Raw genomic sequence first — 18,918 nt, 5'->3', positions numbered from 1 at the left:
GTTGAAGGTAAGCTGCTTGACCCCCTTGCCGGCGATCTCTTCGAACGAGATGGTTTCGGCATTCAGATATCTGCGGGCCAGCGAATCCATGTCGTGACGACTGGCGGTGGAGTTGAGTACATAGGACTCGAGCATGGTGTCATAGGCGATGCCCTGCAGCTCGATACCGTGATTGAGCAGCACGTTGCGATCGTACTTGAGGTTCTGCCCCACCTTAAGGCGGGCCGGATCTTCCAGCAGCGGCTTGAGCTTGCCCAGCACCACGGCCTCGGTCAGCTGTACCGGCGCCCCCAGATAGTCGTGGCCGAAGGGCACGTAGGCCGCCTTGCCCGGCTCGATGGCAAAGGAGACGCCCACGACGCGCGCTTCCATATAGTCGAGACTGGTGGTCTCGGTATCGAAGGCAAATAGCGGCGCCGCCTGCAGACGGGCCAGCCATTCATCGAATTCGGCCTCATCCAGGATGCAGCGATAGTCGGTTTCGATGGCGGCTACCGGGGCGGCGCCTTCATCATCACCCTCGGCGCCGCTCTCCTCCGCGCCGCCGGATTCCAGCTCTTTGATCAGGTTGCGCAGCTCGTACTCGCGATAGACCGCCAGCAGAGCCTCCTTGTCGATGGGACCGAGCTGCAACTCTTCCAGACTCTGCTCCAGCGCCACGTCAGTCTTGATGGTGGCCAGCACGTAGGAGAGGCGCACCTGCTCTTCCTGCTCGCGGAACTTGTCGGCGAACGCCTTGGAGCCACGGAAACCGAGCGCTGCCACCTTGTCGAGGTTGGCGGCGATCTCGTCGATGCTGCCGATCCCCTGCAGCAGGGCCAGTGCGGTCTTCTCACCGACGCCGGTCATGCCGGGGATGTTGTCCACCTTGTCCCCCATCAGGGCCAGGTAGTCGATGATGAGCTCGGGCGGTACGCCGAACTTCTCGATCACCCCTTCCCGATCGGTCTTCACGTCCTTCATGGTGTCGATCAGAGTGACATGGTCGGAGACCAGCTGCGCCATGTCCTTGTCGCCCGTGCTGATCAGCACCGGCAGCTGCTTCTCGGTCGCCTGGCGGGCCAGGGTGCCGATCACATCGTCAGCCTCCACCCCTTCCACCATCAGGAAGGGGAAGCCCATCGCCTTGATCATCTGGTGGATGGGGGCAACCTGGCTGCGCAGATCGTCCGGCATGCTGGCCCGGTTGGCCTTGTATTCGGGATAGATGTCGTCGCGGAAGGTCTTGCCCTTGGCATCGAACACCACGGCCACGTGGCAGTCGGGGTACTGCTTGCGCAGGCTGCGCATCATGTTGGCCATGACACGGACGGCGCCGCTCGGCAAACCGGTCGAGGTGCGCAGATCGGCCTGCTGGGAGGCAAAGAAGGCGCGGTAAAGATATGAAGAGCCGTCGACCAGAATAAGGGGATTGCTAGGGGCCATGAAATCGTCCTGCCAGAGATAAACAGCCGCTAGGATGCCACAGGGCCCCCCTCACACCAAGAGGGGCAAAGACCCTGTCGGCGGATCCTCACAGGCCATCAATCTGTGGATAACTCTGTGCTCAAAAATGGGGGGCAGTATGAACCACAGTGATAAAACTGTGCACAAAAATATAAAAACCAATAAATAACAATTGGTTGCACATGTAAAAACCGATCGCGAGACGACTTGAATGATCTCGATCAATGTGGAAAAAAATTTAAGGGAGTAAGTACGGCAGGATCCAAAACGAAACAATCCTAGCACAGCAAGATGACTTGACCAGCTGAGGACGAACGATAACCATACAAAAGTACAACAATCCATTCTGGCTCACATTTTCAACAACGAGGAGTCTGTCATGAAAAAAGTGGCCGTGATCTTGAGTGGCTGTGGCGTCTTTGACGGGGCCGAAATCCACGAGGCCGTCATCAGTCTGCTGGCGCTGGCCAGGCAGGGCGCAGCAGTCCAGTGCTTCGCTCCCAATGTTCCACAGCTCCATGTCATCAACCACCTGACCGGGGAAGTGAGTGAAGGCGAGCGCCGCAACGTGCTAGTCGAAGCGGCCCGCCTCTGCCGCGGCCAGATAAGGGACGTGGCCGAGCTGGATGCGGCCGACTACGATGCCCTGCTGGTGCCGGGTGGCTTTGGCGCCGCCAAGAACCTGTGCGACTTTGCCATCAAGGGGGCCGAGTGCCAAATCCAGCCGGATGTATTGAAGGCGTGCCAGAGCTTCGCCAGGGCCGGCAAGCCGGCCGCCTACATCTGCATCGCACCGGCCATGATCCCGCTCATCTATGGCGCCGGCACCCTGGCCACCATAGGCCACGACGAGGGTACCGCCAACGCTATCGAGGCAATGGGAGGCAGCCACCTCAACTGCTCGGTCAACGAGTTCGTGGTGGATCAGGAGCGCAAGGTGATCTCCACCCCCGCCTACATGCTGGCCAACAACATAGTGGAAGCGGCGGACGGCATCGAGAAGACCGTCAAACAGCTGCTGGTACTCTAGATCACCCGCCGTACCCAAACAAACGGGCCGCTCATGGAGCGGCCCGTTTTCAATTCTCGCGGATGGCGACGACTCAGATGCTTTCGCCCATCTGGTCCATCTTGCCCAGCAGGGCACGCAGACGCTCTTGCCAGGCGACGTGCTCGTTGCGCAGCTGATGGTTCTCGTCTTGCAGCTTGTTGTTCTGCTCTTTCAGCTCGTCCAGCTCCATCTTCAGCAGGGAGATGTTGTCGACGGCGGATTGTACTTTGGATTCGAGTTGCTCAAGGACTTCTAGTGACATATGCATACCTGTATGTTCAATTGCGATGCCCCACAGAGGGCGATTCAAGCGCGTGAAGCCAGCATACCCCGAGCCTATCGGCACAAACAAGCCGGTGCGCTGTAAAATGCGCCTTCCATGGATGTATTGCCTAAATATGCGTCTATTTTTCTCGCATCCTGCGCCCGGGCCACGGCCAGCCCCGCACAAGTCGCCACCTGGCCCCTGCGCAGCCCGTGCCGCAAGCCCGCATCATCAGGCGTGCAGGGCGATATAGGCCCCCAGCAGCAGACAGGCGACCCCGTACATCAGCAGGCCGTAGAGCAGGTTGCCGCGCAGAATCGCCCCGGCACTCAGGTTGTAGCGGGAGGCCAGCGCCAGGTTGGAGCCGGAGAGCGGGCTGGTGCCGGTGGCCAGCCCCCAGCCCAGCAGGAAGCACATGCCGAGCAGGCTGGGATCCGGCGAGAGCGGCCACAACAGCGGCGCCAGTCCGGAGATGCTGATGAGCGGGTGCACCCCGACGATGGCCACCAGCAGGATCAGCAACAGGGTGAGCGAAGACTCCAGCCAGCCGAAATGATGAAAGAAGGACAAGCCGTGGCCGCCACCCAGCTCGAACACCGACAGCGCACTGTTGATGCCGGCGGCCAGCAGGCCAGCCCCCAGAAACAGCACCAGTTGGCCGCCGATGGCGGGGAAACGTTCCACCACCTGCCGCTTGAGGGCCGGGCCACGCCCCGCGCTCGGCATGAAGGCAAAGGCCAGCAGCGGTGCCACCAGGGCGATCACCGCCAGGATGCCGAGATCCGGCCAGATCTGCTTGATCAGCAGCACCAGCAGGGCCAGTGCCACCGGCAGGCCCAGAGTCTGCAGCCGCAGCGGATAGCCGGCAAACTCCGCCACCCCCAGCCGTTCCACCTGCCAGGCGGTCAGCCCCATCGCCAGCAGGGTCGCCACCACCCCGAACGGCAGGATGCGCGACAGCTGCAGGCCGGGCGCATAGGTGAGCGCCACCGCCATGGCGACGAAGAAGGGGGACCAGAAGGCCGCCGCGCAGAAGATCCGGCTCAGCACCAGCACCTGACGCCGCTCAAGGGTGCCGTTACGCTCCAGCCGATCACCGATGATGAACAGCACCGAGAGGTTGATGACGGCCCCCAGCAGGTTGAGGCTGGCCATGGTGCTCCACAGCCCCTTGCGTCCTTGCCATGAGGTGGTGCCGGTCAAGAGACCCGAGGTGGCGAGATTGAGGGTGCTCACCGCCGCAAACATGGTGAGCATGTTGATGTTGGGCAGCAACCAGTCACCGGCGGTGAGGCTCGCCCCCCGCCAGCAGGAGAAGATCAGCAGTGCCAGCGCTGCCCCGTACAGGGCCAGCGCCTGGCGCCGCGCCGCGCCCACCAGCCAGGGCCAGGTGAGCAGCGAGGCCCCCCAGGCCGCGATGGCCGCCGGCCAGGGGGAGAATCCCAGATAGAGATGCAGCAGGTTGAGCAGCCACATCCCCAGGATCAGATAACCCGACCAGCGCTTGGCCATCGATGCACCTCGGTCAGGGGATCAGAGACACTGATCCATGTCCAGCGAAGGCTTGTCGCACTCCGGACGACCCACGATCTTGGCGGGTACGCCCGCCACCGTGGTGTGTGGCGGCACCGGGTTGATCACCACGCTGCCGGCGCCGATCTTGGCCCCCATGCCCACCTCGATGTTGCCGAGCACCTTGGCGCCCGCCCCTATCATCACCCCTTCCCGGATCTTGGGGTGGCGATCGCCGCTCTCCTTGCCGGTACCACCCAGGGTAACGCTCTGCAGGATGGAGACATCGTCCTCGATCACCGCCGTCTCGCCGACCACGATGCCGGTGGCATGGTCAAACATGATGCCCTTGCCGATGCGGGCGGCCGGGTGCACGTCCACCCCGAATACCACCGAGATCTGGTTCTGCAGGTAGAGCGCCAGCGAACGACGCCCCTGGCGCCACAGCCAGTTGGCGACCCGGTAGCCTTGCAGGGCATGGAATCCCTTGAGGTAGAGCAGCGGGGTGGAGAAGAGATCGACCGCCGGGTCGCGCTCCTGCACCGCACAGATGTCGGCCGCCACGACCGCCAGCAGCTCGGGCTCGCTGCGCAGGGCCAGCTCGATCACCTCGCGCAGGGCGATGGCGGGCATGGTGGCGCTGTCGAGCTTGTTGGCCAGCTGGAAGCTGAGGGCCGAACGCAGGTTTTTGTGATTGAGAATGGTGGAGTGGAAGAAGCTGGCCAGCATGGGCTCTTCGGTCGCCATGCTCGCCGCTTCTTGCTGAATTTTTTGCCAGGTTCTGGCAACCAGATCATCCATGTTGCAGCCTACTGTTGTTCTGAGGGAGTGCCTTGCTGTTCCTTGTGCACCACGGAGATGGGGTCCATATGAATGATGACATCCATGCGCTCGAACGCCTGACGAACCGCCAGTTCGGCTTCATCGGCAATCTGATGGGCCTTGACCAGAGGGAGCTGATCGTCCAGTTCCAGATGCAACTGCACGAAACGGGTCGGACCGGATTGGCGGGTGCGCAGATCATGCACCCCGTGTACACCTTCGACGTCACAGCAGAGGGCCATTATTCTCGCTTGTTCCTCGGCTGGCAACTGACGATCGAGCAGCGCCTGCACCGATTCATAGCCGATGTGCAGCGCCCCCCACAGCAGGAACAGCCCGATCAGGATGGCAAACAGGCCGTCGGCCCAGTACCAGCCCTGCCCCGCCAGCACCAGTGCCAGCAGCACGCCGCCGTTGAGCAGCAGGTCGGAGCGGTAGTGCAGCATGTCTGCCTTGATGGCCACGCTGTTGGTCTTGCGGATCACCAGGCTCTGGAAGCTGACCAGCAGCAAGGTCAGCACGATGGAACCACCACTGACCCACAGACCCGCCTCGAGCCGCTCCAGCGGCGCCTGCTTGAGCAGGGAGGAGATGCCGTGCATCACCAGCAGCAGCGCGGAACCGGAGATAAAGGCCGCCTGGATCAGCCCGGCCAGCGACTCCGCCTTGCCGTGGCCGAAGCGGTGTTCGTCGTCGGCCGGTGACAAGGCATAACGGATGGCCAGCAGGTTGATGATGGAGGCACTCACGTCCATGAAGGAGTCGGTGAGGGAGGCCAGCAGGCTCGAGGAGTCGGTCATCAGCCAGGCGATCAGCTTGCCGGTGATCAGCAGGGTGGCGGTCGTGACGGCGGCCATGCTGGCCAGCGTCACCCAGCGGAAATATTGTTGATGGCTCAAAACCGGCTTTCCTCTTGCGGTTAAAAATCTATTATACCCTGACCCCGACGCCGGATTGGCGCGAAAAATCAGCGGAATGACTTCAGATGCACAAAATACTCCTGGTCGACGACGATCTCGAGCTGACCCAGTTGCTCACCGAAATTCTGACCCTGGAAGGCTTCCAGGTGACCGTCGCCGAGGATGGCGAAGAGGGCTTGCAACTGCTGGCTGAACAGCACTTCAACCTGGTGCTGCTGGACGTGATGATGCCGAAGCTCAACGGCTTCGCCATGCTGGCCCGACTGCGCAAGACCCACGACACCCCGGTGCTGATGCTGACCGCCCGTGGCGACAGCCAGGATCGGGTCAACGGGCTGGAAGCGGGGGCTGACGACTACCTCGCCAAGCCGTTCGACGATCGGGAGCTGCTGGCCCGGGTGCGCGCCATCCTGCGCCGTACCCAGAGCACCCAGCCCCAGCGCGGCGGCAGCTCGGAAGAGGTGCGCTTCATGGATCTGGTGCTGCAACCCGGCCTGCAACAGGCCAGCTGCCACGGCGAACTGCTGGAGCTAACCGCCACCGAATTCGGCCTGCTGGAGTGCCTGCTGCGCAACCCGGGCCAGATCGTCAGCAAGAGCCAGCTCTCCGAGCTGGTGCTCGGCAAGAAGCTCGAGCCCTTCGATCGCGCCATCGACATGCACCTGAGCAACCTGCGCAAGAAGCTGCCTGAGCGCACCGATGGCCAACCCCGCTTCAAGACGGTGCGCGGCAGGGGCTATCTGTGGCTGGAACAGGCATGAGAACCGCCCGCACCTTCAACGGTCTCTCCACCCAGATCTTCCTCTGGTTCTGGTTCATGCTGTTGCTGGTGGTGGCCGCCGTGGTGATCCTCCCGACCCTGGATCCCCGCAACATCATTCCGCTGCCGGCCCACGAGATCACCCGCCTCAACAACAACCTGAAGGCGCTGCAGAAGGGGGCTGACCCCAATCAGGATTTCGATCTGGCCCAGGCCATCGATGCCGCCGGTCTGCTGCCGGTCGACAACATCTATTTGCGCGATGCCAAGGGACAGATGCAGTCCAGCACCCGCCTGAGCAAGTTCGTGATCCGTTTCATGCTCGACTCGGACAACCCGGCCAAGCCCATGCTGGGCAGCGAGCACAAGCGGGCCATCGCCGGCCCCTTCCAGATGACGCATCACGGCCAGATCTACCACATCTACTTCGGCCTCAACGTCGAGAACTCCTATCTGTTTCTGTTCATCCAGATCCTGGATCACCCGATCCAGATCCTCGGCATCGCCATGCTGGTCAGCACCCCGCTCTGTCTGCTGCTGGCCTGGCGGCTGACCCGCCCCATCCTGCAGCTGCAGCAGTCGGTCTCCCAGCTGGCGGAGGGCAATCTGGAGGCGCAGATCCCCAATCTGGGACGGCGGGACGAGATCGGCCAGCTGGCGGATCACGTCAGCCACATGGTCGATACCCTCAAGAACATGATCCAGAAGCAGAAGCAGCTGCTCTCCGACATCTCCCACGAGCTGCGCAGCCCGCTCACCCGCATTCAGCTGGCGCAGGCGCTGATCCGTCGCAAACAGGGGGACAGCAACGAGCTGGTGCGGATCGAATCGGAGATCGGCCGGCTCGACAAGCTGATCGGCGACCTGCTCGACCTGTCGCGGGTACAGCAGCATGTGGAAGCGCCGGTGGTGATGCCGCTGGCCGAGCTGCTGGAGCCCATCCTGGACGACGCCATGTTCGAGGCAAACCAGAGCGGCAAGCAGCTCAGGTTGCCGCCGCTGCCGGCTGAATCGCTGCGGATGTGGCCCGATCTGCTGGCGCGGGCACTGGAGAATCCACTGCGCAACGCGCTCAAATACGCCCGCGAGTTCATCAAGGTGGACTGGTATCGGGAGGGACTGGAGTGGGTGATGACCATCCGCGACGACGGTCCCGGCGTGCCGGTGGCGCAGCAGGCCCAGCTGTTCCTGCCCTTCTTTCGGGTGGACGATGCCCGCAACGCCAAGACCGGCGGCACCGGGCTGGGGCTGGCCATCGCCGCCGAGGCCATTGCGCGCCACGGCGGCACCATCCGCGCCAGCAGCAATCAACCGGCCGGGCTGACCATCACCATCCGCCTGCCCATCGGCTGAGCAGACTCTTTTCATCCGCACGGGCGCTGGGTATGCTGGCGCCCTTTTCGCCCCATCAGGACGCCGTCATGCTCGACATCGTGCTCTACCAACCGGAAATTCCGCCCAACACCGGCAACATCATCCGCCTCTGCGCCAACACCGGCTATCGACTGCACCTGATAGAGCCGCTGGGATTCGAGTGGGATGACAAGCGAGTGAAGCGGGCGGGGCTCGACTACCACGAGTTTGCCGAGGTGAAGCGCTGGCCGAACTTCGAGGCTTTTCTGGAGGCGGTGGCACCGACGCGGGTATTCGCCTGTACCACCAAGGGGCGCACCGCCCATTCGGCAGTGCAGTTTGCCGCAGGCGATGCCCTGCTGTTCGGGCCCGAGAGCCGCGGCCTGCCCATCGAAATCATCGAGAGCCTGCCGTTCGAGCAGCGGCTGCGCATCCCCATGCTGCCCCAGAGCCGCAGCATGAACCTCGCCAATGCGGTGGCGGTATTCGTCTACGAAAGCTGGCGCCAGCTGGGCTACGCCGGCTCGCTGCAGGAATGAACCCGACAGATCCAGGCAGACGTTGAGGTCAGGAGGAGGCCTGCTGCGCCTCTCCCACCCCGTGGGCTGAGTGCAGCAGCCGGCCATCGCGCTCCAGCTGCCAGCAGAGCCAGCCCAGCGTCAGCCCCCGCCCCGCCATCAAGGCCGCCATCGCGGCCCACAAGGCCGCCACACCCCAGCCCTGACAGAGCCACCAGACCGGGAAGAAGCCGCACAGTGCCGCCACCAGCATGCTGTTGCGCATCTCCCTGGCTCGGGTCGCCCCGATGAAGACCCCGTCCAGCAGGAAGCACCAGACCGCCAGCAGCGGCATGGCGATGAGCCACGGCAGCTGTGCGTTGGCGGCGGCGATAACCGCCGGCAGATCGGTGATGTGCGCGATCAGCCGGCTGCCGCCCACCGCAAACAGCAGGCTGAACGTCAGGGCGATCAGCAGCGCCCAGCCGAGATTGAGCACGATGGCCTCCCGCAACCCCTGCCGATCCCGCCGCCCGATGGCGCGGCCCACCATGGCCTCCACTGCGTAGGCGAAGCCATCCAGCCCGTAGGAGATCAGCATCAGGAAGTTGAGCAGCACCGCATTGGCCGCCACCGCCACATCCCCCAGCCGGGCCCCCTGCAGGGTCATGAAGGCGAAACAGAGTTGCAGGCAGAGGGAGCGGATGAAGATGTCCCGGTTCAGGGCCAGCAGTCGCAGCAGCGCGGGCCACTGACGCCAGCGCTGCCAGGCTCCCTGCCACGCCGACGCGGCCAGCCGGCGCAGGTGACGGCTCACCAGCCAGAGCCCCAACCCGAGCGCGCTGTAGTCCGCCAGCAGCGAGGCAGCGGCGACCCCTTTCACCTGCCAGCCCAGCCCCAGCACGAACCAGGCATCGAGCCCCATGTTGACCAGATTGGTGAAGATCAGCAGCAGCATGGGGCTGCGCGCATCCTGCATGCCCAGCAGCCAACCCATGATCACCAGGTTGCAGAGCGCCGCCGGGGCGCTCCAGACCCGCACCGAAACGTACTCGGCGGCATAGTGCTGCACCTCGGCGGAACCACCGCTGAGCGCGATGAGAGTGGGGATCAACGGCAGTAACAGCAGCAGCAACGTCACTCCCAGCCCGACGGCGAGCCCCAGCGCACGGGCCAGGGTGTCGAGCTGGCCGGCCGGGCTGCTGGCACCATGAGCCTGGGCGGTCAGGCCGGTGGTGGACATCCGCAAAAAGCCGAGCAGCCAGAACAGCAGGTTGATGAGGGTGGCGCCGACCGACACGCCGCCGAGGAACCAGGCCTGACCGAGATGACCGATCACCCAGGTATCCACCAGCCCCAGCAGCGGAGTGGTGACATTGGAAAACACCATGGGCAGGGCCAGGGCAAACACGGCGCGGTGGCGCCGCCCGTCCCGCCACCAAACGGGGGTCAGCATGTCGGAGGGAGTCCGTTGCTCATCATGCGTCATCCAGCCGCACTATCTTGGCAAAGTCCGACACCATGCTCGCCATCACGACCCTGGGCACACTGCCCTCGCTCAGACGGGGGCGAAACACGGCCTCCAGCTTGCCGGCCGGATTGATCAGCACGATGGAGGCGGAGTGGTCGATCAGGTAATCCTTCTCCCCCTGGTCGGCGATGGAGTAGATGAGCCCCAAATTGCGCACGAACGGGAACAGCTTGTCGTGAGGGCCGGTCGCCGCCTTGAACTCCGGGTTGAAGAAGGCGGTATAGGTCTTGAGACGGGCCACGTCATCCCGCTGCGGATCCGCCGAAATGAACACCACCTGGCTGTTCGGAGCGATCTTTTTCAGCTCGGGGTAGACGGAACGCAGATCCGCCAGGGTGGTCGGGCAGATGTCGGGACAGAAGGTGTAGCCGACGAACAGAAAGGTCCAGTGGCCGGTCAGGCTGGCGGGGACGAAGGGTTGGCCATCCTGATCGGTGAAGGCGAATGGATTGATGTCCCGCCCCGCCGGGTAGTAGTCGGCATGCTCGGGCAGGGAGGGCTGGTTCCAGTAAAATCCGGCCATCATGCCCCCAACCAGCAGTAGAAACAGCAAGGGGTAACGCGGTTTAACCATAAGAGAGCAGACCCTTTCACTTCGACATACCCGCCAACCGGGCCCGAATGGAAGAGCCATTGTAACCCAGCCGGCGCCACACCGGTCACCCCCTTGTAGTGGATGCCCGTTCGCTGGCCAACTTCCGTCAGAAGATGACGCAAGGGCCGGTGATGCCGGCCCGAACCCGCCCAAAACAACAGCCCCACCATAAGGTGGGGCTGCACAAGAAGCAGTGACGCTCAGGGCTGTTGTCGACGCCGCTCATGCGGGCGTCTGGATTGTGCCCGCAGCGGGATGACGGGGGCGGTCCAGGGGGCGTCGGCCAGCCCGCCGTCATGATGGCTGTGAAACAGGCGCACCAGCCGGACAATCTTGTCCTTGGGGCACCCCAGCCAGATGGTCCAGCAGGCACCCTTGTGGTGTACCCAGAGGGCATAGAAACGGGTCATCCGGTTACCCTTGATGAAACGGGTGATGGAAGAAACGGGCGATGCCAGACCCGGATCCCATGGCGAGCTTGAAGCCATACCTGTCCTCCTCGATCAACAGGTCACGCCAACCAGCACCGCCCATCACCACCGGGGTGAATGAGTCGATGACTGCCGCGTGTCGACTGCGCGAGTGTGCCGCTGCGGGGCCGACTGCCGGCGCCCTGCTGACCACTCTCCCTTCTATCCCGCAAGCGCCTCTTTGCCAGGTGTGCGCTGCACACCGCACGAGGCTGTTGTTTTTCCCTGCTGCCCTCCGGGTTCCTGCTATCAGCGATCTGGATAACGCGCGTCATGGCGAGCAGCGGGAGCGGCTCAAGCCAACGAGTCCGCCTTACCAAATGATATATCTGAAATGAATCGCCTGCGGTCACCGCCCACAGACAAAAATGGCGGGTATCAGGATCTGATTGAAATCATGGGGAAAGGAGTACAGAAACGAAACGGCCTCCCGCAGGAGGCCGTTTCATGGCAGGGATTACATCCAGTCGGCGTTGCGAATGACGCCGACCGCCAGCCCCTCGATGGTGAGCTGCTGGCAGGAGAGATCCACCTCGATGGGGGAGAGCTCTTCGTTCTCCGGCAGCAGCCACACCTGGCTGCCCTTGCGCTGGAAGCGCTTGACGGTGACATCCTCGTCGAGCCGTGCCACCACCACCTGGCCGTTGCGCACCTCCTGGGTCTTGTGTACCGCCAGCAGATCGCCATCCAGAATGCCGATGTTCTTCATGCTCATGCCCTGTACCCGCAGCAGGAAGTCGGCCCGCGGGTGGAACAGGGCCGGATCCACCTGGTAGTGACTCTCGATATGCTCCTGCGCCAGGATGGGCTCGCCGGCGGCCACCTTGCCGATCAGCGGCAGACCGCTCTCTTCCAGCGGCTCTTCCTCTTCGAGCAACAGGCGGATGCCGCGGGACGTGCCCGGCATGATCTCGATGACCCCCTTTTTGGCCAGGGCCTTCAGATGTTCCTCGGCCGCATTGGCCGACTTGAAACCAAGCTTCTGGGCTATCTCGGCGCGAGTCGGCGGCATGCCGGTTTCGTTCATGTTCGCCTTGATCAACTCCAGCACTTCGGCCTGGCGGGGAGTAAGGGGTTTCATAGCATGGGCACCTGTCTTTTTATACAGCACACTGGCAGTATATACAGTGCAGTGGCCAAGGCAAGGCGCAGCTGACATTTGTCGCGGCCCAGCACTCATTTGCTGCAGATTTGATCCCGCGCAGCCGACTCATCGTACCTCTCGGCGACAAGCAGTCGGTGATTTGCTATGCTCACGCCGCATTTTTTTGGAGAGCAGACGCACATGTCCCTTGGACAGAACATTTCCAGAGCCATCTTGCAATGGCCGGTCAGCGGCTTGGTCAATCACAAGAGCCTGCCGGAAAATCCCATCACCGAGCTCAAGCTGGATCCGGCCAGACCCATCGTCTACGCCCTGAAGACCAGCTCGATCACCGACCTGATGACCCTGCAACAGTGCTGCGAGGATCTCGGCCTGCCCGGCCCCTTCACCCCGCTGGAGCTGAACGGCCAGTTGCTGCCCCGTTATGTCTGTCTGGACCGTCCGCCTCCCCTGTTCGGCAAGCGCAGCAAGCCGCTGCCCTTCCTGCAGGAGTTCCACCAGCTGCTGGATCTGCACAAGCAGGATCCGGCGCTGGATATCCAGGTGGTGCCCGTCACCCTGTTCTGGGGCCGCGCCCCCGGTCGGGAAGGCGAGGAAGCCTCCGGCTGGAATATCATCAGTAGCCTGGCGCCAAACCGCCTCAAGAAAGCGCTGATCGTGATTCTGAAAGGGCGCGAGAACCTGGTGCGCTTCTCCCCGCCGCTCTCCCTGCGTCACATGGCGGACAAGCACGGCACCGACGAGGCCATCGCCCACAAGCTGGCGCGGGTCGCACGCACCCACTTCAGCCGCCAGCAGCTGGCCGCTACCGGCCCCAAGCTGCCCAACCGCAACCTGCTGTTCAAACAGCTGCTCGATTCGAACGTCATTCAGCAGGCCATCGAGGAAGAGGCCCAGCGCGAGGGGATCAGCCTGGAGAAAGCCCAGAAACGGGCCCACGGCTACATGGACGAGATCGCCTCCGACTTCTCCTACCGGCTGATCCGGCTCGGTGAGAGCTTCCTCGGCTGGCTGTGGAACAAGCTCTACCGCGGCCTCTCGGTCAACGGCGCCGAGAAGGTGCGCCAGCTGGCCCAGGAAGGGCACGAGATCGTCTATGTGCCCTGTCATCGCAGCCACATGGACTACCTGCTGCTCTCCTACGTCATCTACCACCAGGGCATGGTGCCGCCCCATATCGCGGCGGGCATCAACCTCAACTTCTGGCCGGCGGGCCCGATCTTCCGCCACGGCGGCGCCTTCTTCATTCGCCGTACCTTCAAGGGCAACCCGCTCTACAGCACGGTATTCCGGGAATACCTCAACCTGCTGTTCGCCAAGGGTTACTCGGTGGAGTTCTTCACCGAGGGTGGCCGCTCCCGCACCGGTCGCCTGCTGCCGCCCAAGACCGGCATGCTGGCGATGACCCTGCAGGCCATGATGCGCGGGCTGGACAGACCGGTGACCCTGGTGCCCGTCTATCTGGGCTACGAGCACGTGATGGAGGTGAACACCTACCACAACGAGCTCAAGGGCAGCCGCAAGGAGAAGGAGAGCTTCCTGCAGGTGCTCGGCATCCTGCGCAAGCTGCGCAACTACGGCCGCGGCTTCGTCAACTTCGGTGAGCCGCTGACCCTCAACAATTACCTCAACGAACACGTGCCCAGCTGGAAGGAGCACATCGGCGAGGAGGAGCGTCCCGAGTGGATGGCGCCCACCGTCAACCAGCTGGCCGAGCTGCTGATGACCCGCATCAACGGGGCCGCCGCCGTCAACGGCCTGACCCTGAGCGCACTGGCGCTGCTGGCTGCCGAGCGCCACGCGCTGACCCGCGACGAACTGCAGGCCCAGCTCAACACCTATCTGGACCTGCTCAAGCAGGTGCCCTACAGTCCGCACAGCACCATCCCGGACGAGGATGCCAAGACCCTGCTGGATCAGGCGATGGAGCTCAACAAGTTCGAGGTGAGCGAGGACAAGCTGGGCCAGATCGTCAGCCTGGACCGCTATCAGGCGATCCTGCTGACTTATTACCGCAACAACATCCTCCATCTGTTCGCCATGCCCTCCCTGGTGGCGGCCCTGATCGAACGCTGCGAGGGGATCTCCCGCAGCGAGATCGTTGCCCGTTGCATCGACATCTACCCGCTGCTCAAGACCGAGCTGTTCCTGCGCTATGAAGAGGACGAGCTGCCGGAGCTGGTCGATGCCCTGCTGGCCGAACTGCAGCGCCAGCAGCTGATCGAGGCCCGCGACGGTGGCTTCTGGGTCAATCCGGTCAACCAGACCCGCCTGCTGCTCTTGGCCGAGAGCATCCAGGAGACCCTGCAACGCTACGCCATCGTGCTGACCCGGGTGCTGGCCCAGCCCCGCATCGAGGCCGAGCAGCTGGAGGCGGACGGCCTGATGATGGCAGAACGCCTCGGCACCCTGCACGGCATCAACGCCCCCGAGTTCTTCGACCAGAAGCTGTTCAGCACCCTGATCCACACCCTGCGCAGCGAAGGCTACCTCGACCCGGGCTGCAAGCCGGATCTGGGCCGCTTCCAGGCGCTGGCCGACAACATAGTGCCGCTGCTGAGCACCAAGATCCGCCGCACCATCCAGGCCGGCAACCGGCTCTGACCCCGCTCACACAACACCATAAAAAAGGCCGCAACATGCGGCCTTTTTTCATGATGGGGCTGACTCACAGATAGTTGATCACTACCCCGGCAAAGATCAGCGCCCCCACGTAGTTGTTGTTGAGAAACGCCTGGAAGCAGGCCTCCCGCTGCCGCTCGCGGATCAGCCGCTGCTGATAGACGAACAGCGCCGCCGCCGCCAGTAGCGACCAGTAGTAGCTGGAACCCAGCTCGCTCAGCTGCCCCACCAGCAGCAGGATCAGCAGGGTCAGCAGCTGCAGCGCGCCGATGATCCGCTTGTCGTGGCGGCCGAACAGGATGGCGCTCGACTTGAGGCCGAGCTTGAGGTCGTCGTCCCGGTCCACCATGGCGTACTGGGTGTCGTAGGCGATGGTCCACAGCAGGTTGGCGAGAAACACCAGCCAGGCCACCGCTGGCAAGGCGTTGGCCTGGGCCGCATAGGCCATGGGAATCGACCAGGAGAAGGCCATGCCGAGCACCAGCTGGGGGATCGGGATGTAGCGCTTCATGAAGGGGTAACAGACCGCCAGCAGCAGGGCCGCGAACGACAGGCCGATGGTGAGCGGGTTCATGGTCAGCACCAGGGCGAACGAGATGAGCGCCAGCACCGCAAACAGCGCCAGCACCTCCCGCGGCTTGACCTTGCCCATGGGCAGCGGCCGGCCGGCGGTGCGCTTCACGTGACCGTCAAAGTTGCGATCCGCATAGTCGTTGATGACGCAACCGGCGGAGCGCATCAGAAACACCCCCACCACGAACACCAGCAGGGTCCAGAGATCCGGCAGGCCGTCAGCCGCCAGCCACAGCGCCCACAGGGTCGGCCACAGCAGTAGCAGGGTGCCGATGGGCTTGTCGATGCGGGCCAACTGCACGTAGGCCAGTCCCCGCTCCTTGGTTAACAGATTCACTCCAGCTCCTTGTTGCATGACAGAGAGGGCAAGAAGAGTTCATGGACCAGCAGTGGCCATTGCCCCAGAAACAGACGGGAACGACGTCCCCAGACGGTGCCGGCCGGGCACCAGGGATTGCTCGCAATCTCGAAACAGGCCAGTTGCAGGTGATCGCGCCGGGCAGGCTCGTCACCAAAGATACGTTCACCCAGCGGTTGCTCACCCAGCTCGCGCAGACCGCTCTCTTGCAGCGCGGCTTCGGCAAACAGGGTCCAGCCCAGCACGGCTGGCCCATGATCGCCGTGCAGGATCACCTCGCGGCACAGCCCCATGGGCTGCTCGGCGACCACCAGCTGCTGCTCGTCGGCATCGAGGGCGACGCTGCGATTGCCAAACAGTTGTACCGAGAAGTGGCGATTGTGGCGGCGCAGGCGCCGGGTCATGGAATCGGCCTCCAGCAACCAGGGCAGCAAGGCCTCGGGCGGCTCGCACTGCGCGGGCGTCTGCCAGGGCACGAGCCGGGCAAGGGGAACAGTCAACTCGGACTTCACAGCTTCACCATCCGGAGATTTCCGTTATCAGGTTAAAATCCGGTTTATTATCCGTAAATCAATCGAGAATTGTAAGAACATCCGTGCTTGACGGCCCCGATGGCAGCATCAAAAATGGGGTATCTCTTGCTGATGAGCCATCCCTATGAAGCTATTCAAATTTCTGCTGGTGTTGTTGCTAAGCTGCGGTGCACTTCAGGCCTATGCCTCCGAAGGGGGGGAAGCCCCTGCAGAAGGGGAAGCTGCCGCCGCCAAGCCGGGTTTCTTCTATCACCTGCTGGATCCCGACATCATCACCAACTACCTGAGCGATGGCAAAACCCTCGGCTACGTCCGGGTGACGGTGGAGCTGATGGCCGAGAACGAGGCCGACCTCAAGCTGCTGGAGCAGCATGACCCCCTCATTCGTGACGCCATCATCCGGCTGATGGGCAGCAAGAGTGCCGACCAGATCAAGTCGCTGGTCAGCCGCGAAGACCTGCGCAAAGAGTGCCAGACCCGGGCCAATGAGCTGCTGGTGAAGGAGACCGGCAAGAAGGCGGTGCGCGAGCTGATCTTTACCAAGTTCCTCTATCAGTAATCTCCCGTCACCACGAGCGGGCCACGAGATCATCCTGGCCCGCTCGCTGTTTTAGAAATGAAAATTGATTACACTAGGGCCCACCGAGTTGTCGAGGTAGTCGAGATGGGCAACAAGACCCTGTGTGAATGGCGTCGCAGCGAGATCCCGGCCGATCTCAAGACCCTGCGCAAAATCGTGCGCAAACCCAAGTTCGTCTGTGGCAAGTGTGCCCGCAGCGCCAACGACAAGAGCTATCTGTGTCAGCCGCTGCGGTTGAAAGAGAAAGAAGTCTGAGCCGCCGGCCCGGCTATTGATCGGTCCAGCCCTGGCGGCCCTGCTCGAACAGCCGGCGCGCCTGGACGTCATTGGGGCAAACCCCGCGATACTCGCCACCGGAACGGCCCGCCAGATAGAGGTGCTCCGGCCGGCAATACCAGGCCAGTCCCTTCTGATGCCCCTGTTTCCACAGCTCGGCATCCACCTTCTCACCGCACTGGGCCTGATGAAACTCGACCCGCTCGGCGGTAAAGCCCAGCTTGCCATCGGCCTCCCCCACCTCGCTCCACACCTTCTCGCACGGATCGTCCGAATGGGAGGCGCAGCCCCCGAGCAGAACGGCAAACACTATCACCGAGAGTCGCATAATCATCCTTGAGTGTCGTTTGGGCAGTTCATTCTAGCCAGAGCCGCAGCCCCCTCCAAGCACCTCTCCCCATTCCTGTGAGCCGCCCAAAAAAACAGGCGGGCCCGAGGCCCGCCTGTGTATTCAATACGCGGATTACTAGTCGTCGAGAGGGTCATCATCCTGCCAGCTCTCGTCTTCCCATTCATCCAGCTCTTCTTCCCAGGATTCCGGCTCCCAATCGTCATCGAGATCGTAATCCGGCTTGTGTCCACCCATGCTCATTCTCCTTGGATAGTGCACCCGCACTCAAAGTCTATCCAGAAAAATGGGGCTCGCCAGTCAGGGCTGGATCAAAGTTTGACCAGGGTGCGCCCCGCGATTTGCCCTTGGGTGATGGCTTCGGCGGCCTCCGCCACCTGCTCCAGCCCGATCTCGGTGACCGCCTGCGCAAAGAAACTGGCGGGCAGATCCCGCGCCAGTCGCTGCCACGCCAGTTGGCGGCGCGCCAGCGGGCACATCACCGAATCGACCCCCTGCAACCGCACGTTGCGCAGGATGAAGGGCATCACGCTGGTGGGCAGATCGAAGCCACCCGCCAGCCCGCAGGCCGCCACGGCGCCGCCGTAGTTCATCTGGGCCAGCAACTTGGCCAGCACCTGACTGCCGACGGTATCGACCGCCCCGGCCCACAGCTGCTTCTCCAGCGGCTTGGCGGGCTCCAGCAGCTCGCTGCGCGGCACGATGCGACTGGCGCCGAGCGCAGTCAGCAGCTCGCCCTGCGCCTCTGGACGGCCGGTCAGGGCCGCCACCTGATAACCCAGCGCGGCCAGCAAGGCGACGGCGGTGGAACCCACCCCGCCGGCGGCGCCGGTCACCAGGATCTCGCCGCTCTGCGGAGTCACCCCCGCCTCTTCCAGCGCCAGCACGCAGAGCATGGCGGTCAGACCGGCGGTGCCGATGCACATGGCCTGGCGCTCATCCAGCCCGGCCGGCAGCGGCACCAGCCAGTCGGCCTTGACCCGCGCCTGTTCGGCCATGCCGCCCCAGTGACCTTCCCCCACGCCCCAGCCAGTCAGCACCACCTTGTCGCCCGGCTGATAGCGGTCGTCGGCAGATTCGAGCACGGTGCCGGCGAAGTCGATGCCGGGCACCAGCGGCCACTGGCGCACTATCTTGCCCTTGCCGGTGATGGCCAGCCCGTCCTTGTAGTTGAGGGAGCTGTAGCTCACCGCCACCCGTACCTCGCCGGCCGGCAGCTGGCTCTCGTCCAGCCGGGTCAGGGTCGGCACCGTCTTGCCGTCTTGGTTTTCCAGTAACAGAGCCTTGAACATGGTTGCCT

The 18,918-nt window shown here is 63.3% G+C and carries 20 protein-coding genes (1 of these 20 running past the window's edge); 7 read left to right on the top strand and 13 right to left on the bottom strand.

Going from position 1 to position 18,918, the window contains the following annotated elements:
* Positions 1-1,425, bottom strand: partial view of a DNA polymerase I gene (gene polA, locus AHA_RS00970; protein ID WP_011704214.1) — the 5' portion only. 1,329 nt of this gene lie to the left of the window's left edge; the window shows 1,425 of its 2,754 coding nt (coding positions 1-1,425); the start codon lies at positions 1,423-1,425; the stop codon falls past the left edge of the window.
* Positions 1,426-1,825: 400 nt separating this feature from the next.
* On the opposite strand from polA, the gene elbB reads away from it, so the two are divergent.
* A complete protein-coding gene (gene elbB, locus AHA_RS00965; protein ID WP_011704213.1) occupies positions 1,826-2,476 on the top strand; it encodes an isoprenoid biosynthesis glyoxalase ElbB in 651 nt (216 codons plus the stop codon).
* A gap of 73 nt (positions 2,477-2,549) precedes the next feature.
* Here the strand turns inward: elbB and AHA_RS00960 are convergent, their stop codons facing one another.
* The 4 genes from AHA_RS00960 to fieF form a co-directional block, all read right to left on the bottom strand.
* A complete protein-coding gene (locus tag AHA_RS00960; RefSeq protein WP_016349028.1) occupies positions 2,550-2,759 on the bottom strand; it encodes a cell division protein ZapB in 210 nt (69 codons plus the stop codon).
* Between the two features lie 234 nt (positions 2,760-2,993).
* Complete coding sequence (locus tag AHA_RS00955) at positions 2,994-4,274, bottom strand: hypothetical protein (protein WP_011704211.1); 1,281 nt, start codon at positions 4,272-4,274, stop codon at positions 2,994-2,996.
* A 21-nt stretch (positions 4,275-4,295) separates the two neighbouring features.
* On the bottom strand, positions 4,296-5,075 hold the full coding sequence (gene cysE / locus AHA_RS00950) for a serine O-acetyltransferase (protein WP_011704210.1): 780 nt from the start codon (positions 5,073-5,075) through the stop codon (positions 4,296-4,298).
* 8 nt (positions 5,076-5,083) lie between these two features.
* Positions 5,084-5,995, bottom strand: a complete 912-nt coding sequence (gene fieF, locus AHA_RS00945) for a cation efflux pump FieF (protein ID WP_011704209.1) — start codon at positions 5,993-5,995, stop codon at positions 5,084-5,086.
* An 86-nt stretch (positions 5,996-6,081) separates the two neighbouring features.
* On the opposite strand from fieF, the gene AHA_RS00940 reads away from it, so the two are divergent.
* From AHA_RS00940 to trmL, 3 genes are all read left to right on the top strand, one after another.
* Positions 6,082-6,777: a response regulator gene (locus AHA_RS00940; RefSeq protein WP_011704208.1), complete on the top strand. Its 696-nt coding sequence runs from the start codon at positions 6,082-6,084 to the stop codon at positions 6,775-6,777.
* A complete protein-coding gene (locus tag AHA_RS00935) occupies positions 6,774-8,129 on the top strand; it encodes an ATP-binding protein (RefSeq protein WP_011704207.1) in 1,356 nt (451 codons plus the stop codon). Before AHA_RS00940 ends, AHA_RS00935 begins: the two co-directional genes overlap by 4 nt.
* A 68-nt stretch (positions 8,130-8,197) precedes the next feature.
* The gene (trmL, locus tag AHA_RS00930; protein ID WP_029302634.1) at positions 8,198-8,668 is read left to right on the top strand and encodes a tRNA (uridine(34)/cytosine(34)/5-carboxymethylaminomethyluridine(34)-2'-O)-methyltransferase TrmL; all 471 of its coding nucleotides are present in this window, start codon (positions 8,198-8,200) and stop codon (positions 8,666-8,668) included.
* Positions 8,669-8,696: 28 nt separating this feature from the next.
* Here the strand turns inward: trmL and dinF are convergent, their stop codons facing one another.
* From dinF to lexA, 4 genes are all read right to left on the bottom strand, one after another.
* Positions 8,697-10,082 carry an MATE family efflux transporter DinF gene (gene dinF, locus AHA_RS00925; protein WP_113995914.1) on the bottom strand — a complete coding sequence of 462 codons (1,386 nt, stop codon included), beginning with the start codon at positions 10,080-10,082 and terminating at the stop codon, positions 8,697-8,699.
* Positions 10,083-10,104: 22 nt separating this feature from the next.
* Positions 10,105-10,731 (bottom strand): SCO family protein, encoded by a 627-nt coding sequence (locus tag AHA_RS00920; protein ID WP_016349021.1) that lies wholly within the window; start codon positions 10,729-10,731, stop codon positions 10,105-10,107.
* Between the two features lie 221 nt (positions 10,732-10,952).
* Positions 10,953-11,240, bottom strand: coding sequence for a hypothetical protein (locus tag AHA_RS00915; protein ID WP_011704202.1), 288 nt, complete (start codon positions 11,238-11,240; stop codon positions 10,953-10,955).
* Positions 11,241-11,679: 439 nt separating this feature from the next.
* Positions 11,680-12,303 (bottom strand): transcriptional repressor LexA, encoded by a 624-nt coding sequence (lexA, locus tag AHA_RS00910; protein ID WP_011704201.1) that lies wholly within the window; start codon positions 12,301-12,303, stop codon positions 11,680-11,682.
* Between the two features lie 204 nt (positions 12,304-12,507).
* Here lexA and plsB point away from each other — a divergent pair, with 204 nt between their 5' ends.
* Entirely contained in the window at positions 12,508-14,931 is a 2,424-nt protein-coding gene (plsB, locus tag AHA_RS00905; RefSeq protein WP_011704200.1) for a glycerol-3-phosphate 1-O-acyltransferase PlsB, read from the top strand.
* A 64-nt stretch (positions 14,932-14,995) separates the two neighbouring features.
* Here the strand turns inward: plsB and ubiA are convergent, their stop codons facing one another.
* Both ubiA and AHA_RS00895 read right to left on the bottom strand, forming a co-directional pair.
* On the bottom strand, positions 14,996-15,859 hold the full coding sequence (gene ubiA / locus AHA_RS00900; RefSeq protein WP_011704199.1) for a 4-hydroxybenzoate octaprenyltransferase: 864 nt from the start codon (positions 15,857-15,859) through the stop codon (positions 14,996-14,998).
* Positions 15,856-16,392 (bottom strand): chorismate--pyruvate lyase family protein, encoded by a 537-nt coding sequence (locus tag AHA_RS00895; RefSeq protein ID WP_011704198.1) that lies wholly within the window; start codon positions 16,390-16,392, stop codon positions 15,856-15,858. The genes ubiA and AHA_RS00895 overlap by 4 nt, the downstream gene beginning before the upstream one ends.
* A 145-nt stretch (positions 16,393-16,537) precedes the next feature.
* On the opposite strand from AHA_RS00895, the gene AHA_RS00890 reads away from it, so the two are divergent.
* A complete protein-coding gene (locus tag AHA_RS00890) occupies positions 16,538-16,972 on the top strand; it encodes a flagellar basal body-associated FliL family protein (RefSeq protein ID WP_011704197.1) in 435 nt (144 codons plus the stop codon).
* A gap of 105 nt (positions 16,973-17,077) precedes the next feature.
* On the top strand, positions 17,078-17,248 hold the full coding sequence (locus AHA_RS21655; protein ID WP_162852082.1) for a hypothetical protein: 171 nt from the start codon (positions 17,078-17,080) through the stop codon (positions 17,246-17,248).
* 13 nt (positions 17,249-17,261) lie between these two features.
* On the opposite strand, the gene AHA_RS00885 is transcribed toward AHA_RS21655, so the two are convergent.
* Both AHA_RS00885 and acuI read right to left on the bottom strand, forming a co-directional pair.
* The gene (locus AHA_RS00885; RefSeq protein WP_011704195.1) at positions 17,262-17,603 is read right to left on the bottom strand and encodes a DUF2799 domain-containing protein; all 342 of its coding nucleotides are present in this window, start codon (positions 17,601-17,603) and stop codon (positions 17,262-17,264) included.
* 326 nt (positions 17,604-17,929) lie between these two features.
* Positions 17,930-18,910 carry an acrylyl-CoA reductase (NADPH) gene (gene acuI / locus AHA_RS00880; RefSeq protein ID WP_011704193.1) on the bottom strand — a complete coding sequence of 327 codons (981 nt, stop codon included), beginning with the start codon at positions 18,908-18,910 and terminating at the stop codon, positions 17,930-17,932.
* Between the last annotated feature and the right edge of the window lie 8 nt (positions 18,911-18,918).

This window comes from Aeromonas hydrophila subsp. hydrophila ATCC 7966, from assembly GCF_000014805.1.
GTDB lineage: Bacteria > Pseudomonadota > Gammaproteobacteria > Enterobacterales > Aeromonadaceae > Aeromonas > Aeromonas hydrophila.
The sequence above is the reverse complement of the archived record's forward strand: the minus strand, read 5'-3'. Positions and strand labels throughout refer to the sequence as shown.

Bases quoted from the DNA above. Each gene is read 5' to 3' on its own strand.
- AHA_RS00935 (WP_011704207.1), top strand. From the start codon at position 6,774: ATGAGAACCGCCCGCACCTTCAACGGTCTCTCCACCCAGATCTTCCTC.
- dinF (WP_113995914.1), bottom strand. From the start codon at position 10,082: ATGCTGACCCCCGTTTGGTGGCGGGACGGGCGGCGCCACCGCGCCGTG.
- AHA_RS00915 (WP_011704202.1), bottom strand. From the start codon at position 11,240: ATGGCTTCAAGCTCGCCATGGGATCCGGGTCTGGCATCGCCCGTTTCT.
- trmL (WP_029302634.1), top strand. From the start codon at position 8,198: ATGCTCGACATCGTGCTCTACCAACCGGAAATTCCGCCCAACACCGGC.
- AHA_RS00940 (WP_011704208.1), top strand. From the start codon at position 6,082: ATGCACAAAATACTCCTGGTCGACGACGATCTCGAGCTGACCCAGTTG.
- plsB (WP_011704200.1), top strand. From the start codon at position 12,508: ATGTCCCTTGGACAGAACATTTCCAGAGCCATCTTGCAATGGCCGGTC.
- elbB (WP_011704213.1), top strand. From the start codon at position 1,826: ATGAAAAAAGTGGCCGTGATCTTGAGTGGCTGTGGCGTCTTTGACGGG.
- cysE (WP_011704210.1), bottom strand. From the start codon at position 5,075: ATGGATGATCTGGTTGCCAGAACCTGGCAAAAAATTCAGCAAGAAGCG.
- AHA_RS00885 (WP_011704195.1), bottom strand. From the start codon at position 17,603: ATGATTATGCGACTCTCGGTGATAGTGTTTGCCGTTCTGCTCGGGGGC.
- lexA (WP_011704201.1), bottom strand. From the start codon at position 12,303: ATGAAACCCCTTACTCCCCGCCAGGCCGAAGTGCTGGAGTTGATCAAG.
- AHA_RS00890 (WP_011704197.1), top strand. From the start codon at position 16,538: ATGAAGCTATTCAAATTTCTGCTGGTGTTGTTGCTAAGCTGCGGTGCA.
- AHA_RS00920 (WP_016349021.1), bottom strand. From the start codon at position 10,731: ATGGTTAAACCGCGTTACCCCTTGCTGTTTCTACTGCTGGTTGGGGGC.
- AHA_RS00960 (WP_016349028.1), bottom strand. From the start codon at position 2,759: ATGTCACTAGAAGTCCTTGAGCAACTCGAATCCAAAGTACAATCCGCC.
- acuI (WP_011704193.1), bottom strand. From the start codon at position 18,910: ATGTTCAAGGCTCTGTTACTGGAAAACCAAGACGGCAAGACGGTGCCG.
- AHA_RS21655 (WP_162852082.1), top strand. From the start codon at position 17,078: ATGGGCAACAAGACCCTGTGTGAATGGCGTCGCAGCGAGATCCCGGCC.
- AHA_RS00955 (WP_011704211.1), bottom strand. From the start codon at position 4,274: ATGGCCAAGCGCTGGTCGGGTTATCTGATCCTGGGGATGTGGCTGCTC.